Raw genomic sequence first — 14,151 nt, forward strand, 5'->3', positions numbered from 1 at the left:
TCGTCGGTCCGGGTCAGCGGTCGAGCACGTCGTCGGCGAACCGGCGCATCCCGTCGATCTTCTGCTCCAGCGTCGCCTGGAAGCCGTGGTAGTACAGCCACGGCATGGTCATCACGTCGGTGATCCCCCCTGCCTCGGCACGGGCGAAGTCGCCCCGGGTGAGCGCGTCGTTCAGGGCGACGACGACGGCCGGGTCGCCCTCGCGGCCGAGCTCGGCGCGCAGCTCGCGCAGGCGCTTCGCGAAGCCGATCGCGTCCTCGGTCGAGCACACGTCGCCGATCCAGCCGTCGTGCCTGGCTGCGCGGCGCAGCGCCACCTCGGACATGCCGCCCACCAGGATCGGCACGCGCTGCTCCGGCCGCGGCCGCATCGTGAGCCGCGGGGTCGGGTAGAGCGGCCCGCCGGACTCGACCCAGTCGTCGCTCCAGAGCCGGTCGACCAGCTCCAGCGCCTCGTCCGTGCGCCGACCGCGGGTCGCGAAGTCCTGGCCGAGCAGGTCGAACTCCTCGCGACACCAGCCGACGCCGACGCCGAGCCGCACGCGGCCGCCGGAGAGCACCGCGGCGGTGCCCACCGACTTGGCCACCTGGTAGGGGCTCCGCAGGGCGGCGACGTAGATCGAGGTGAAGAAGGTGAGCCGGGTCGTGACCGCGGACAGGGCGCCGACCAGGACCCACGGGTCGGGCCACTCGGTCGCGTGGTCCCAGCGCCGGCTGCCGTCGGCCTCGTACGGGTACGGCGTGGCGATCGTCTCGAGGTCGACCACGTGGTCGGCGATCGCGAAGCCGGCGTACCCGAGCTCGTCGGCGGCCCGCGCGATCGGAACCAGCTCGTCGGTGGGCAGGAACGCGCCGGCGATGGCGAAGTCCACGCAGCCTCCTGAGGTGCGACCGAGAACAGTGTCGGGTGCTCTCTACCAGAACCGTCGGCTCGCTGCGATCGGCGAGGACGGATCGGGGCGGAAAGAGGGTCCCGCGAAATTTCGTCCGTCAAATGCTTGAGATTCGCGCAGAATGCGCGGAGAGTGCCGCTTGGCTGATCGACCCGCATCAGCGGTCCATCGTTCTCGGGGGCACCCATGACCGTTCCGTCTCGACTTCGCCTGCTCGTCCCGACGACCGTCCTCGCGATGGCGGGCGCGTTCCTCGCGGCGGTCGCCGTGCCGGCGCACAGCTCGCCCACGGCCGACGACACCCCGGTGCTGCTCACCCCCAAGGGGGAGATCGCCGACGAGTTCAACGGCGTCGACGAGTCCCAGGAGGGCATCGACAAGCTCCGCGACGCCTACTACTGGAGCCGGCTGCTCTCCGGTGACAACCCGATCACGCTCACCCAGGCCGCGACCCTGCGAGGCAACGCGGTGAAGGCGGCCCGCAACACGCCCACGGCGGCGCCGGCAGGCGCGACGCGCGGCGGAGCCTGGACGCAGCAGGGGCCGAACCCCATCGTCCAGAACGGGCGGACCACGAACGCCTTCCAGGCGGTGTCCGGCCGCATCGGCGCGCTGGTCATCCGCAACGACGGGACGATCATCCTGGGTGCCGCCCAGGGTGGCGTGTGGACCTACAACGCGACGTCGGCCACCTGGACGCCGCGCACCAGCGCCAGCGACAGCCAGGCCGTCGGGGCGCTGGCCCTCGCGCCGAGCGACGACCACATCGTCTACATGGGCTCCGGTGAGGGAGCGCTCTCCGGCGACAGCTACTACGGCGACGGCTTCTACCGCTCGACCGACGGCGGCCAGACCTGGACGCACGTCTCGACGCTGTTCACCGGCCAGGCGGTCAGCGACATCGTGGTCGACCCGACCAACCCCCAGCACGTGTACGCATCGACCGTGCGCGGTCGCGGCGGCAACCACCGCACGACCAAGCCGTCCGACCAGCCGTACGGCGTGTACGAGTCGACCGACGGCGGCGCGACCTGGACGCTGCGCAAGGGGACGACCGACCAGCTGCACGGCGCGACCGACCTCGTGATGGACCCGCGGGACCCGAACGTGCTGTTCGCCTCGTTCTGGGGCGACGCGATCTACAAGTCCACCGACGGCGGCCACACCTGGGCGACCGCGATGACCGGTCTGCCCGCCGGGAACTTCCTCGAGGGCGGCACGCGGTTCTCGCTCGGTATCTCGCACCCGGCCGGCGACGCCGCCGCGACGCTCTACGCCGGCTTCGACTGGTTCGACCTCTCCGACGCCTACCACACCGCGCGCGTGTTCAAGTCGACCGACGGCGGGGCGTCCTGGGCCCAGACGGGCACCGGTACGGGCACGAACTCGATCGCCAACTACTGCGGCACCCAGTGCTTCTACGACAACGCGCTGCAGCCCGACCCGACGAACCCGAACGTCGTCTACGCGCTCGGCTCGTACGGCTACAGCAACAGCCCGCAGTCCGGCGGCGTCTACCGCTCGACCGACGGCGGCGCCACCTGGAAGAACCTGGGGTACGACCTGCACCCCGACTTCCACGCCTTCGCCTTCCAGGCCAACGACACCTCCCACATCGCGATCGGCAACGACGGCGGCGTGTGGGAGTCGCACACCGGCGGCGGGCGCAACGTCGCGGGTTCGCCGCTCTCCACGGCCGACTGGCAGAACCTCAACGGCACGGTGAACCCCGCCACGGCCGCGCTCGTCCACTCGACCGGCCTGGCCATCACGCAGTTCTCGTCGATCGCGACGGTCCCGAAGATCGCCGGTCAGTTCTGGGGCGGCACGCAGGACAACGGCACGCTGCGAAAGTCCCTCGCCAACCAGCGGTGGTTCGACCAGGCCAGCGGTGACGGCGGCCAGGTGATCGTCGACCAGACGACGCCCAACACCGTGAACCCCGGTGTGCCTGCCTACGTCTTCGGCACCTACACCGGCACCTCGATCTACCGGTACGGCCCGTCCGAGACCAACACCTTCTTCGGCAACGAGCCGATCGACGGTGGCATCGACACGCACGACCGTGCCGAGTTCTACATCCCCTGGGTGCAGAACCGCGGCGACGTCGACCAGATGTTCCTCGGCACCTACCGGATGTACCGCACCGACAACGCGGAGGCGGCGAACGCCGGGGACGTGACGTGGACACCGATCAGCGGTGACCTCACGAGCGGCTGCTCGGGGTCGGCGCCGAACGGCGCCCGGGGCTGCCTCATCTCCGCGGTCGGCGTGGCCGACGGCGGTGAGGGGGTGTACGCCGGGACCGACGAGGGCTGGATCCAGGTCAGCCCCAACGCCGTGATCTCCGACTCGCCGAGCTGGACCCGCGTCGGAGTGGGCACGCTGCCCGACCGCCCGGTGAACCAGATCACCGTGGACCGCTCGAACTGGCGCATCGCCTACGCCGCGTACGGCGGCTTCAGCGCTGCGACGCCGGGCAACAGCGGCCACCTCTTCGCGACCACGGACGGTGGCCAGCACTGGGCGAACATCACCAACAACCTGCCCGACGCGCCGGTCAACTCGGTCGTCGTCGACCCGGCGGACGCGCACACGCTCTACGCCGCGACCGACGTGGGCGCTTTCCTTTCGACCAACGGCGGGAGCAAGTGGTTCGCCCTCGGCTCAGGGCTGCCGAACGTCGCGGTGTGGCAGCTGGACTACGACGCCACCCACGGTGTGCTCGTGGCCGGCACCCACGGTCGCGGGAGCTACACGCTCACCAACGCGACGCCGCGGCGGGCGCTCGTCGTGTCCAAGACCGACTCGGGCAAGCCCGTCGGACCGGGCAGCACGATCGCCTACACGATCACCGTGAAGAACATCGGCAACGCCGATGACGCGGGTGTCTCGATCACCGATCCGGTGCCGGCGCACACCTCGTTCGTGTCCGCGGGCTCCGGCGGCTACCTGGGCGGCAAGGCGGTCCACTGGGACAACCTCACCGTCCCGGCGGGTGGCAGCGTCTCGGTGACCTACAGCGCGCGCATCGACCCGAACCTCTCGAGCTCGATCTCGGCGATCACCAACGACGGGATCGTCGTCAAGGACGTGAACGGCGTCGCGGCGACCGGCAGCCCGCACACGACCCGGATCGCGCCGGCCCACGCCGCCACGATCGAGCCGACGTCGGGCCTCGAGGGCGCGAAGGTCGGTCAGAGCGCGACGTTCACGGAGCACATCACCAACGACGGCTACCAGACGGACACCTACGCGGTGTCGGCGTCCGGGGGCAGCTGGCCCGCATCCGTGTACGACGGCTCGTGCACCACGCCGCTCACGACGACGCCGAGCGTGGCCGCCGGTGACACGGTCGACGTCTGCGTCAAGGTCGACGTGCCGGCCGACGCGGCCGACAACGCCACGAACGACACCTCGTTCACGGCGACGTCGACGTCCGACTCCTCCGTGACCGGATCCGCGACGCTGCGGACCATCGCCGTGGCGAAGGACACGCTGCTCGTCGACCAGGACACGAACGACCCGGTCGACTCGGCGCCGTACTACCAGGCCGCGCTGACCACCGACGGCGTCGACTACAGCTACTGGGACCTCGCCGCCGACCCGGCAGTCCCGGAGTCGTACCTCGCCGCTCACCAGACGATCGTGTGGTTCACCGGTAACAGCTACCCGGCACCGCTCGGCCCCTACGAGACCGAGCTGGCGGCGTACCTGGACGGTGGCGGTCACCTGATGATGTCCGGCCAGGACATCCTCGACCAGGCAGCGGGCACCACGGCGTTCGTGCGGAACTACCTGCACATCAGCTGGGACGGCTCCGAGGCGCAGAACGACAAGGCCACGGCCGACGTGCACGGAGTGAGCGGCAACCCGGTGACGGGTGCGATCGGTGCGGTTCCGCTCGACCACTCCGTGCTGGGTGCCAACTTCGAGGACCAGATCACGCCGACCGGTCCGGCGACGTCGGCCTTCACCGACGACGGCGGCGCGACCGACGCACTGACGGTCGCCGACGGCAGCTACAAGGTGATGTTCCTGGCGTTCCCGGTGGAGGCGTACGGCTCGGCAGCCGACAAGGCGGCTCTGGTGCAGTCGGCGCTCACCTGGTTCGGCAGCTGACCGGGGTCGGGGCTCGGCCGGCACCTCCCTGTCGGCCGAGCCCATCGACCCCTCTATGAGAAGCCTTGAGCTCCTCGCGCCACGTGTGCGAGCCTCAGCCGTGCCCACAGACCCATCCCTTCCACCGGCCGGGCGCAGGGCGTCCTTCGAGCACCTGCTCCGGCCGGGGCGGATCGGCCGGATGGAGATCCGCAACCGGCTGGTGATGTCCCCGATGGAGACCATGTACGGCACTCCGGAGGGACTGCCGTCGGAGCGGACGATCGCCTACTTCGAGGCCCGTGCGCGCGGAGGCGCGGGCCTGATCACGGTCGGCGCGACCGGCGTCGACCACGAGCACCCCGAGACGCCGGGCGGGTTGCACCTCGGCGCCGACGCGGCGGTGCCGGCGCACCGGGCGCTGGTCGAGGCGGTCCACGCGCACGGAGCGAGGATCCAGCCGCAGATCGTGCACGCCGGCCCGGACGGGCTGGGTCCGGAGATGCACGGAGCGACCTCGCTGGGCCCGTCGGTGATCCCGTCGTACCTGACCGGACGGCCGTCGGAGGAGATCACGACCGCGCAGCTGGGCGAGGTGCTGGACCGCTACCGGGCCGCCGTCCACCGCGCCTGCGAAGCCGGGTACGACGGCATCGAGCTGCACGCCGCGCACGGCTACATGATGCTCGGGTCCTTCCTCGCCCCCCAGCGCAACCGGCGCACCGACGCCTACCGCGGCGACACGATCGCGGGTCGCTACCGGATCGTGCTCGAGGCCCTGGCCGCGATCCGTGCCGAGGTCGGGCCGGACTTCCCGGTGACGCTGCGGATCTCCGGCTTCGAGCGGGTGGCCGGCGGTCGACCGATGTACGAGACCGCGCAGGTGGCGCCGATGCTCGTCGAGGCGGGCGTCGACGCGTTCCACGTCAGCGGCGGGGTCATCGACCGGCTGGTCACCCAGATGGTCAACGGGGCCGACGACGGCGACGGGCTCAACGTCGGTGCGGCCGCCGCGGTCAAGGAGGTCGTCGACGTGCCGGTGATCGCGGTCGGCCGGCTGCACGACCCCGCCCTCGCCGAGCGGGTGCTCGCGGACGGCCGCGCGGACTTCGTCGCGATGGGTCGGCCCTGGCTCGCCGACGACGCGCTCGGGGTCAAGCTCGCGACGGGAGGTCGCGTACGCCGGTGCATCTCCTGCGAGAACTGCATCGACGCCCTGGAGCATCGGTTCTCCGTCGACTGTGCGGTCAACCCGCTGACCGGCAGGGAGCGTGAGCTCGCGGTCGGGCCGACGCGCCGACGCAAGCGTGTCGTCGTGGTGGGCGGCGGGCCGGCCGGCATGGAGGCCGCGCGAGTGGCAGCGGGTCGCGGCCACGACGTCGTGCTGCTGGAGCGGGCACACCAGCTCGGCGGGGCGCTGCTGTGGGCGTCCGTGGTGCACCCGGAGAACGAGCCGTTCCTCCACCACCTCCGCGCCGAGGTCGAGCAGAGCGGGGTGCGGGTCGAGCTCGGGTGCGAGGTCACGGCGGCCGACGTCGCGGCGTACCGGCCGGACGCGGTGGTGGTCGCGACCGGCGGGCGGGTCGAGGTGCGGTCCCTGCCCGGGGACGACCTCCCGCTCGTGGAGCGCGGCGTCGACCTGCGCGAGCTGCTGGCCGGTCGCAGCGATCCCGGTCAACCGCTCGGCCGGCGCCTGGGCGCCCGCCTGGTCGCTGGCGTGGGCCGGCACCTGGTGCGGCCCGGCGTGGTGCGCGCGGCCAGCCGTGCCTGGCTGCCCCTCGGTCGCCGCGTCGCCGTCGTCGGCGGTGACCTGGTCGCCGTCGAGCTGGCCGAGTTCCTCGCCGACCGGGGGCGGCTGGTGTCCGTCCTCGAGCACGGCGACACGATCGCGCCCGAGGTCGGATGGAAGCGACGCACCGAGCACATGCACCGGCTCGACCGGCTCGGCGTCACCGTGCACGTCACGGCAGAGGTCGAGCGGATCGTCCCGGACGGACTGTGGTTCCGTCCGGCGGGCGGCTCCTCGCGGCACCTCCCGGCGGACACGGTGCTGCTCGCGGGGACCCTGCAGCCCGACCTGCGCCTGCACGACGCGCTGGTCGCTCGGCTGCCCGAAGTCGAGATCGCCCCGATCGGCGACTGCAGCGGCCTCGGCCTGATCCGCAAGGCGACCGAGGACGCCGCCCGGGTGGCGCTCGCGCTCTGACCGGCGTTATCGCCTTGCCCCGTCGTCGCCACCCCCTCGACACTCGGGTCCAGGAGGTGCGGATGAGGATCGCGATCGCCGGAGCCACCGGCCAGGTCGGCTCGCCCCTCGCGGAGGCGGCAGCCCGTACCGGTCACGACGTGGTGCGCCTCGCGCGCAGCACCGGGGTCGACCTGACGGCGCCCGTCGACCCGGCGCTGCTGGCCGGGGCCGACGTCGTCGTCGACGTGACCCGGACGGCCCTGCGTGAGGAGGAGGCCTCCGCCGCGTTCTTCACGGCGGTCGCCACGAACCTGGGCGAGGCGGCCCGCTCGGCCGGGGTGTCCCGGACGGTGCTGCTCTCGATCATCGGCGTCGACCGCATCGGCCGGGCGCCGCGCGAGCCCGCCGGTCGCGGACCCGAGGACCACTACCGCGCCAAGTGGGCCCACGAGCAGGCGACGCGAGAGCACGCGCCCGGCGTACGGATTGTGCGGGCCGCGCAGTTCCACGACCTGGCCAGGGTGCTGCTCCTCGCGCTGCGCGAGGGGGACACGTCCCGCGTCGCCGAGATGCCGGTCCAGCCGGTTGCCCTCGAGGTCGTGGTCGACACGCTGCTCGACGTGGCCACCGGCACGGTCGACGAGCCGGTCGTCGAGGTCGCCGGTCCACGGGTCGAGCGGTTCTGCGACCTGGCGGCTGCGTTCGCGACGCGTGACGTCCCGGGGCTCCACGTCGAGCCCGCACCGGTGAGCGCGGTCCTCGCCGGCGGCGCACTGCTTCCCGGACCCGACGCCGTCCTCGGCGGACCTGACTTCCAGACGTGGTTCCGGCACTCGAACGTCGCGTCGTCGCCGTGACCGACACGTCTGCGGACGACTCCGCGCCGAGCGGGTCGAGCCCGGCCCGGCCGGGTCGGTGGCAGGGCCTGGTGCGCACCCGGCCCGAGCTCGTGGTCGCGGCCACGGGCGGCCTGCTGATGCTGCTCACCTCCGGCCGCTACGGCTACCACCGCGACGAGCTGTACTTCCTGGAGGCGGGCCGCCACCTCGCCTGGGGCTACCCCGACCAGCCCCCGCTCGTCCCGGCCGCCGCACGGCTGATGTCGCTCCTCCTGCCCGACTCGCCGATGACGCTGCGGCTGCCCTCGACGCTGATCGCCGCGACCGTGGTCGCACTGTCGGGGGCGATGGCCCGCCGACTCGGCGCTGCCCCGGCCGGTCAGGTCCTCGCTGCGGTGACCACCGGGATCTGCGGGTTCGTGCTCGGCATGGGCCACTTGCTGAGCACCTCGACGTTCGACCTGATCGGCTGGACGCTGCTGACCTACCTCCTGCTCCGGCTCCTGCAGGGCGGTGGCGCCCGGCTGTGGCTGTACGCCGGCGTGGTCGCGGGGATCACCCTGCAGGCCAACGTGCTGGTCGGCTTCCTGCTCGCCGGGTTCGTGGCCGGGGTGCTCGTCGCCGGACCGCGGACGCTGTTGCGCTCGCCCTGGCCGTGGATCGCGGCGGTGCTCGCGCTGCTCGTCGGGCTGCCCTACCTGGTCTGGCAGGGCGCTCACGGCTGGCCCCAGCTCGACGTCGCTCGGGGCATCGCGCGCGGCGACAGCGGGTCGTCGGCCTCGCGGGTCGCGTTCCTCCCGCTGCTGCTGCTCGAGGTCGGGCCGTGGCTGGTGCCGGTCTGGCTCTTCGGTCTGGTGCGGCTGGGTCGCGACCGGGTGCTGCGGTGCTTCGCGGTCGCCTTCGTGCTGCTGCTGGTCGTCTTCGTGCTGACCGGCGGGAAGCCCTACTACCTGGCCGGGCTGTTTCCCTTGCTGTTCGCGGCCGGCGCCCAGCCGTTCCTGGACCGGGTCGGCCGGCCCTGGGTGGTGGCCGCGGTCCTCGTGCTCAGCACCCCGGCGCTGGTCTTCACGCTGCCGCTGCTGCCGGTCTCGGCGGTCGACCCCGTGATCGCCGTGAACTACGACGCCGGCGAGACCATCGGCTGGCCCCGGTTCACCCGCCAGGTCGCCGACGCGTACGCCGGCCTCCCGCCGGGCACCGCGATCGTCACGTCGAACTACGGGCAGGCCGGGGCGATCGACCGGTACGGCGGACCGCTCGGGCTGCCCTCGGCGTACAGCGGCCACAACGGGTACGCCGCGTGGGGCCACCCGCCCGGCAAGACACCCGCCCTCGTGATCGGTGAGGATCCCGCACTGCTCGCGGACAGCTGCACGGATCTGCGCACGCTGGGCCGGATCAGCAGCCCGTCGGACGTCGACAACGACGAGAACGGCACGGTGCTCCGGTGGTGCGTGCCCGCACGTTCGTGGCGCGAGCTGTGGCCGTCGTTCACCCACCTGGGATGAAGCGCCCGCATGAGCCGCCGCATGCGGGTAACAGGGTCATCATGAAGATCGCGATCATCGTCGGAAGCACCCGTCCCGGACGCAAGGGCACGACCGTGGGTCGCTGGGTGAACGACCAGGCCCAGCAGCGCGACGACGTGCCGGGCAGGGTGGAGTTCGACCTGCTCGAGCTCGAGGACTACGACCTGCCGCTGCTCGACGAGCCGACCGTGCCTGCCGCGGCCGACCGCGAGTACGAGGTGCCCCAGACCCGCCGCTGGAGCGAGGCGATCGACTCCTACGACGGCTTCGTCTTCGTCACGCCGGAGTACAACCACGGCGTCCCCGCCGCCCTGAAGAACGCCGTCGACGTGCTCGGGCCGGAGTGGGCGAACAAGGCGATCGGCTTCGTCTCGTACGGCGCGGACGGCGGTGTCCGCGCTGTCGAGCAGTGGCGGACGATCGCAGCGAACCTGATGATCACCGACGTGCGTGCCCAGGTGTCCCTACTGGTCTTCGAGGACTGGAAGGACGGCGAGTTCCGGCCGCTGGACCGCCGCGAGGGCGAGCTGCAGACGATGCTCGACCAGCTGGTCGAGATGAGCGCCGCGGTGCGCACGCTGCGGGTCGGCTCCGGCGTGTGAGCTTCGGCTCAGCCGAGCAGCCGGACCAGCATCCCCACGAGCACGACGGCACCGAGCACGCGGCGCACGGGCGACGAGCCGCGGAGCAGCTCGTCCAGCGACCAGGCGACCAGGGCGCCCTGCCCGATCGTCGTCACGACGTGCTCGCGGTGCGAGTCGAGCAGTCCGGTCCAGCCGACGACCACGCTGAGCAGCCAGACGACGAGCGCAGGGTTGGGGGGCTGCGCGACCGCGAGGTTCCCGTGGCGGTCGCGGACCCACCACTGGGGCGAGGGGAACGCCGGTCGCGCGGGCGTCTCGGTCTTCGGGGAGGTTGTCGTCATGCAGGCAAGGTAGCCAGCGCGCGTAGATTCACACCCGTGAGCGACGCGACGTACGTCACGGGCCTGATCGGCAAGCTCGAGCCGTTCGACGACAAGCCCCGGGCAGAGCACGTGCTGAAGGTTCCGGAGGCACACGTGGTCGCCTTCGAGTTCGCCGCGGGTCAGGAGCTGCACGAGCACCAGGCCCACCACCCCGTGCTGATCCAGGCGCTGGCCGGGCACCTCCGGCTGACCCACGACGCCGGCGAGGTCGAGCTGCGGCCCGGCGACCTGCTGCACCTCCCGGCGATGCTGCGCCACTCGGTCGCCGCGGTCGAGGACTCGACACTGACGGTCACCATGCTCCTGACGCCCTAGGGTGAGCGGGTGAGCGCCACGCCCCGCCGACGAGGCCCCCGGGTCGACGTCGACGTCCGCGAGGCCCTGCTCGACACCGCCGAGGAGCTGTTCGGCACCGCCGGCGTCGAGGTGGTCTCGCTGCGTGCGGTGGCGCGGGCTGCAGGGGTGGCGCCGGCCGCGCTGACCCACCACTTCCCGTCGAAGCGGGCGCTGCTGGAGGCGGTCGTGCTCCGCCGCGGCCGCCCGGTCGGCGACGACGTGCGGCGGCGCATCGTCGCGCTGCAGGACCGGGCCGACCTGACCGCCCGCGACCTCGTCGACGCCGTGCTGGTGCCGTTCGTCGAGGAGCTCGACCGCGAGCCGGTGCGCGCGGTGCGCTGGCTGAAGATCCTGGTCACGCTCGCCCTCAACGAGGACGAGATCGTGATGCGCGAGCTGGTGGACCAGGTCGACGTGACCGCGCTGTTCCTGGGCGCGGCGTCGTCGGTGCCCGGGCTGCGCGACACGGTGGTCAGCCAGCGGGCCGGCATCGCGATGTTCTCGATGCTGACCGCGCTGGCCGGGGCCGACCTCGGTGGCTACGGTCGCCCGATCGGGCCCAGCGGCCTCGACCCGGCGTACGTCGAGCAGCTGGCGGTGTTCACCGCCGGCGGCCTCGAGGCCCGCTGAGACGAGCCGGGCCGGGTCAGGCGTCGAGGCCGACCCGGAGGTGCTTGATCCCGTTGATCCAGCTGTGCCGCAGCCGGTCGGCCTCGGCCAGACGCGTCACCCGGGGCGCGATGTCGGCGAGCGCGTTGAAGATCGCCCCGACCTCCATCCGGGCGAGGTTCGCGCCGATGCAGTAGTGCGCGCCGTGGCCGCCGAAGGAGAGGTGGGGGTTCGGGTCGCGCCGGATGTCGAACGCGTAGGGGTCGTCGAACACCTCGGGGTCGAAGTTCGCCGCGCCGTAGAACAGCGCCACCCGCTGCCCCTTCCGCACCCGTACGCCGTTCAGCTCGACGTCCTCGAGGGCCGTGCGCTGGAACACGTTGACGGGCGTGGCCCAGCGGATCACCTCGTCGACCATGGTCGCGGTCGGGCGCTCGCGCTTGAACAGCTCCCACTGGTCGGGGTGGTCGAGGAAGGAGTTCATGCCGTGCGCCATCGCGTTGCGCGTGGTCTCGTTGCCGGCCACGGTCAGCGCGATCACGAAGAAGCCGAACTCGTCCTCGGTCAGGCCGCGACCGTCCTTGTCGGCGTGCACGAGCTGGGTGACCAGGTCCTCACGCGGGTGCGCGAGCCGGTCCGCGGCCATCGCCATCGCGTAGCCGAGGATCTCGGCGGACGCGACGTCGGACTGGCCGGCGTACTCGGGGTCCTCGCCGGACATCATCTGGTTCGACCACTCGAAGAGCTTGCCGCGGTCCTCCTGGGGCACGCCGAGCAGGTCGGCGATCACCTGCAGCGGAAGCTCGGCGGCGACCTCCGTGACGAAGTCGACCTCGCCCTTCTCGAGGGCCGTGCGCACGATGTCCTCGGCACGCTGGTGCATGACCTCGTCGAGGCCGCCGACCGCGCGGGGGGTGAAGGCCCGCGACACGATCCGCCGGGTGTGCGTGTGCTCGGGTGCGTCCTGGTTGATGATGATCACGCGCTGCATCTCGACCATCTCGCGCTCGATGCCCGCCGGGAAGCGGATGATCGCGCCGTTCTCCCAGCTCGAGAAGACCTTGCTGTTCTTCGACACCGCCGCGACGTCGGCGTGGCGGGTGAGCGCGTAGTAGCCGTTGCCCGCCTCGGTGGCCATGCCGTGGCGCGCCGCCTGCTCCTGCTCGACCCAGTGGATCGGAGAGGTCTCGCGGAACGCCCGGAACTGCTCGTGGGGCATGCCCTGGCTGAGCAGGTCGGGGTCGGTGAGGTCCACCGTGGGCAGCGGCTGGTCGATGGTCGTCATGCCGTCGTTCTCCTGGTATTTGGTCAAGCGAGCAAATAGCGGAGTCGACGGTAGCACGAACGTGGTCCGGGTCACAGGCCCTGACGTCCCGACGAGGGAGACGGACCGGCGTCACCCCTGCTGTCGGATCAGCGCATCGCGAGAAACTGAAACACGTTATAGTTCTGAAGGTGGTTCCAGACGTCTTCGCGCCCGCCGAGCTCGGTCCGGTCCGGCTGCGCAACCGGGTGGTCAAGGCAGCGACCTTCGAGGGCCGTACGCCGCACGGGCAGGTGACCGACGAGCTGATCGACTTCCACCTCGCGCCCTGCCGGGGCGGGGTCGGGCTCACCACGGTCGCCTACCTGGCGGTCGCGCCGGAGGGGCGCACCCACCGGGAGGTGATCACGGTCGACGCCGGCTCGGCGGCCGGACTCGCCCGCCTTGCCGACGCCGTGCACGAGACCGGGGCGAAGATCGCCGGGCAGCTGGGTCACGCGGGCCCGGTCGCGAACGGCCGCTCCAACGGCGTGCACGCGCTCGCCGCGTCCCGGATGCCCTCGCCGCTGAGCATGCAGATGATCCGATCCGCCACCGAGTCCGACATCACCCGGATCACGCGCGACTACGTGCGGGCCGCGCGGATCATGGTCGACGCCGGCTTCGACGTGCTCGAGATCCACATGGCCCACGGCTACCTGCTCAGCTCGTTCCTCGCTCCCGGGCAGAACCGCCGCAAGGACGGCTGGGGCGGCTCGCTGGAGAACCGCGCGCGGTTCGCCCGCCAGGTGGCGCGCGTCGTACGCGAGGAGGTGGGTGACGCGGTCGCAGTCACCGCCAAGGTCGGCATGACCGAGGGGTCCCGGGCCGGGTTCTCGATGCCGGAGAGCGTGGAGTTCGCCCAGATGCTCGAGGCCGACGGCCACCTGGACGCGCTCGAGCTGAGCGCCGGCAGCTCGCTGCTGAACCCGATGTACCTGTTCCGCGGCGACGTCCCGCGCCAGGAGTTCGCCGCGAACATGCCTCCGCTGGTGCGGTGGGGGATGAAGACCCCCCTGGGCAAGGGGTTCTTCAAGGAGTACCCGTTCGAGGAGGCGTTCCTGCGCGAGAAGGCGCTGACCTTCCGGATGGCGGTGAACCTGCCGCTGATCATGCTCGGCGGGATCAACACCCGCGCCACGATGGAGCGCGCGATGGCGGAGGGCTTCGAGTTCGTCGCGATGGCCCGCGCCCTGCTCCGCGAGCCCGACCTGGTCCACCGGCTGCAGGGCGGCCGGGCCAGCGAGGGGGCCTGCATCCACTGCAACCAGTGCATGCCGACGATCTACACCGGCACACGCTGCACGGTGCTCGATTCCCTGTGAGCTGGTTGAGCCCTTCGGCAGGCTCAGGAACCACTTGGCGAAACCATCGGTGGTCTCGGCAA

Annotated in this window: 11 protein-coding genes; 8 read left to right on the forward strand and 3 right to left on the reverse strand. The window is 71.9% G+C overall.

Translation table 11 applies throughout. The features are described from left to right. Nucleotides 1-13: 13 nt before the first annotated feature. Nucleotides 14-871, reverse strand: coding sequence for a TIGR03619 family F420-dependent LLM class oxidoreductase (locus EFL26_RS16765; protein ID WP_123224051.1), 858 nt, complete (start codon nucleotides 869-871; stop codon nucleotides 14-16). Between the two features lie 207 nt (nucleotides 872-1,078). Here EFL26_RS16765 and EFL26_RS16770 point away from each other — a divergent pair, with 207 nt between their 5' ends. The 5 genes from EFL26_RS16770 (at nucleotide 1,079) to EFL26_RS16790 (ending at nucleotide 10,151) form a co-directional block, all read left to right on the forward strand. Beyond that, entirely contained in the window at nucleotides 1,079-5,014 is a 3,936-nt protein-coding gene (locus tag EFL26_RS16770) for a VPS10 domain-containing protein (protein ID WP_123224052.1), read from the forward strand. Between the two features lie 100 nt (nucleotides 5,015-5,114). Beyond that, entirely contained in the window at nucleotides 5,115-7,199 is a 2,085-nt protein-coding gene (locus tag EFL26_RS16775) for an oxidoreductase (RefSeq protein ID WP_221177008.1), read from the forward strand. A gap of 62 nt (nucleotides 7,200-7,261) precedes the next feature. Next, entirely contained in the window at nucleotides 7,262-8,038 is a 777-nt protein-coding gene (locus EFL26_RS16780; RefSeq protein ID WP_123224054.1) for an SDR family oxidoreductase, read from the forward strand. Next, complete coding sequence (locus EFL26_RS16785; protein ID WP_148046752.1) at nucleotides 8,035-9,528, forward strand: ArnT family glycosyltransferase; 1,494 nt, start codon at nucleotides 8,035-8,037, stop codon at nucleotides 9,526-9,528. Before EFL26_RS16780 ends, EFL26_RS16785 begins: the two co-directional genes overlap by 4 nt. Nucleotides 9,529-9,569: 41 nt before the next feature. Next, on the forward strand, nucleotides 9,570-10,151 hold the full coding sequence (locus tag EFL26_RS16790; RefSeq protein ID WP_123224056.1) for an NADPH-dependent FMN reductase: 582 nt from the start codon (nucleotides 9,570-9,572) through the stop codon (nucleotides 10,149-10,151). A gap of 8 nt (nucleotides 10,152-10,159) precedes the next feature. Here the strand turns inward: EFL26_RS16790 and EFL26_RS16795 are convergent, their stop codons facing one another. Next, a complete protein-coding gene (locus EFL26_RS16795) occupies nucleotides 10,160-10,474 on the reverse strand; it encodes a hypothetical protein (RefSeq protein ID WP_123224057.1) in 315 nt (104 codons plus the stop codon). Nucleotides 10,475-10,510: 36 nt separating this feature from the next. On the opposite strand from EFL26_RS16795, the gene EFL26_RS16800 reads away from it, so the two are divergent. Both EFL26_RS16800 and EFL26_RS16805 read left to right on the forward strand, forming a co-directional pair. Continuing rightward, nucleotides 10,511-10,831 carry a cupin domain-containing protein gene (locus tag EFL26_RS16800; RefSeq protein WP_123224058.1) on the forward strand — a complete coding sequence of 107 codons (321 nt, stop codon included), beginning with the start codon at nucleotides 10,511-10,513 and terminating at the stop codon, nucleotides 10,829-10,831. Between the two features lie 9 nt (nucleotides 10,832-10,840). Beyond that, nucleotides 10,841-11,482: a TetR/AcrR family transcriptional regulator gene (locus tag EFL26_RS16805; protein WP_123224059.1), complete on the forward strand. Its 642-nt coding sequence runs from the start codon at nucleotides 10,841-10,843 to the stop codon at nucleotides 11,480-11,482. A gap of 16 nt (nucleotides 11,483-11,498) precedes the next feature. Here EFL26_RS16805 and EFL26_RS16810 read toward each other — a convergent pair whose 3' ends face one another. Then, on the reverse strand, nucleotides 11,499-12,746 hold the full coding sequence (locus EFL26_RS16810; RefSeq protein WP_123224060.1) for a cytochrome P450: 1,248 nt from the start codon (nucleotides 12,744-12,746) through the stop codon (nucleotides 11,499-11,501). A gap of 170 nt (nucleotides 12,747-12,916) precedes the next feature. On the opposite strand from EFL26_RS16810, the gene EFL26_RS16815 reads away from it, so the two are divergent. Further along, nucleotides 12,917-14,089 carry an oxidoreductase gene (locus EFL26_RS16815; protein WP_221177010.1) on the forward strand — a complete coding sequence of 391 codons (1,173 nt, stop codon included), beginning with the start codon at nucleotides 12,917-12,919 and terminating at the stop codon, nucleotides 14,087-14,089. The last annotated feature ends 62 nt before the right edge of the window (nucleotides 14,090-14,151 follow it).

It is taken from the genome of Nocardioides pocheonensis, assembly GCF_003725535.1.
GTDB classification, from domain to species: Bacteria; Actinomycetota; Actinomycetes; order Propionibacteriales; family Nocardioidaceae; genus Marmoricola; species Marmoricola pocheonensis.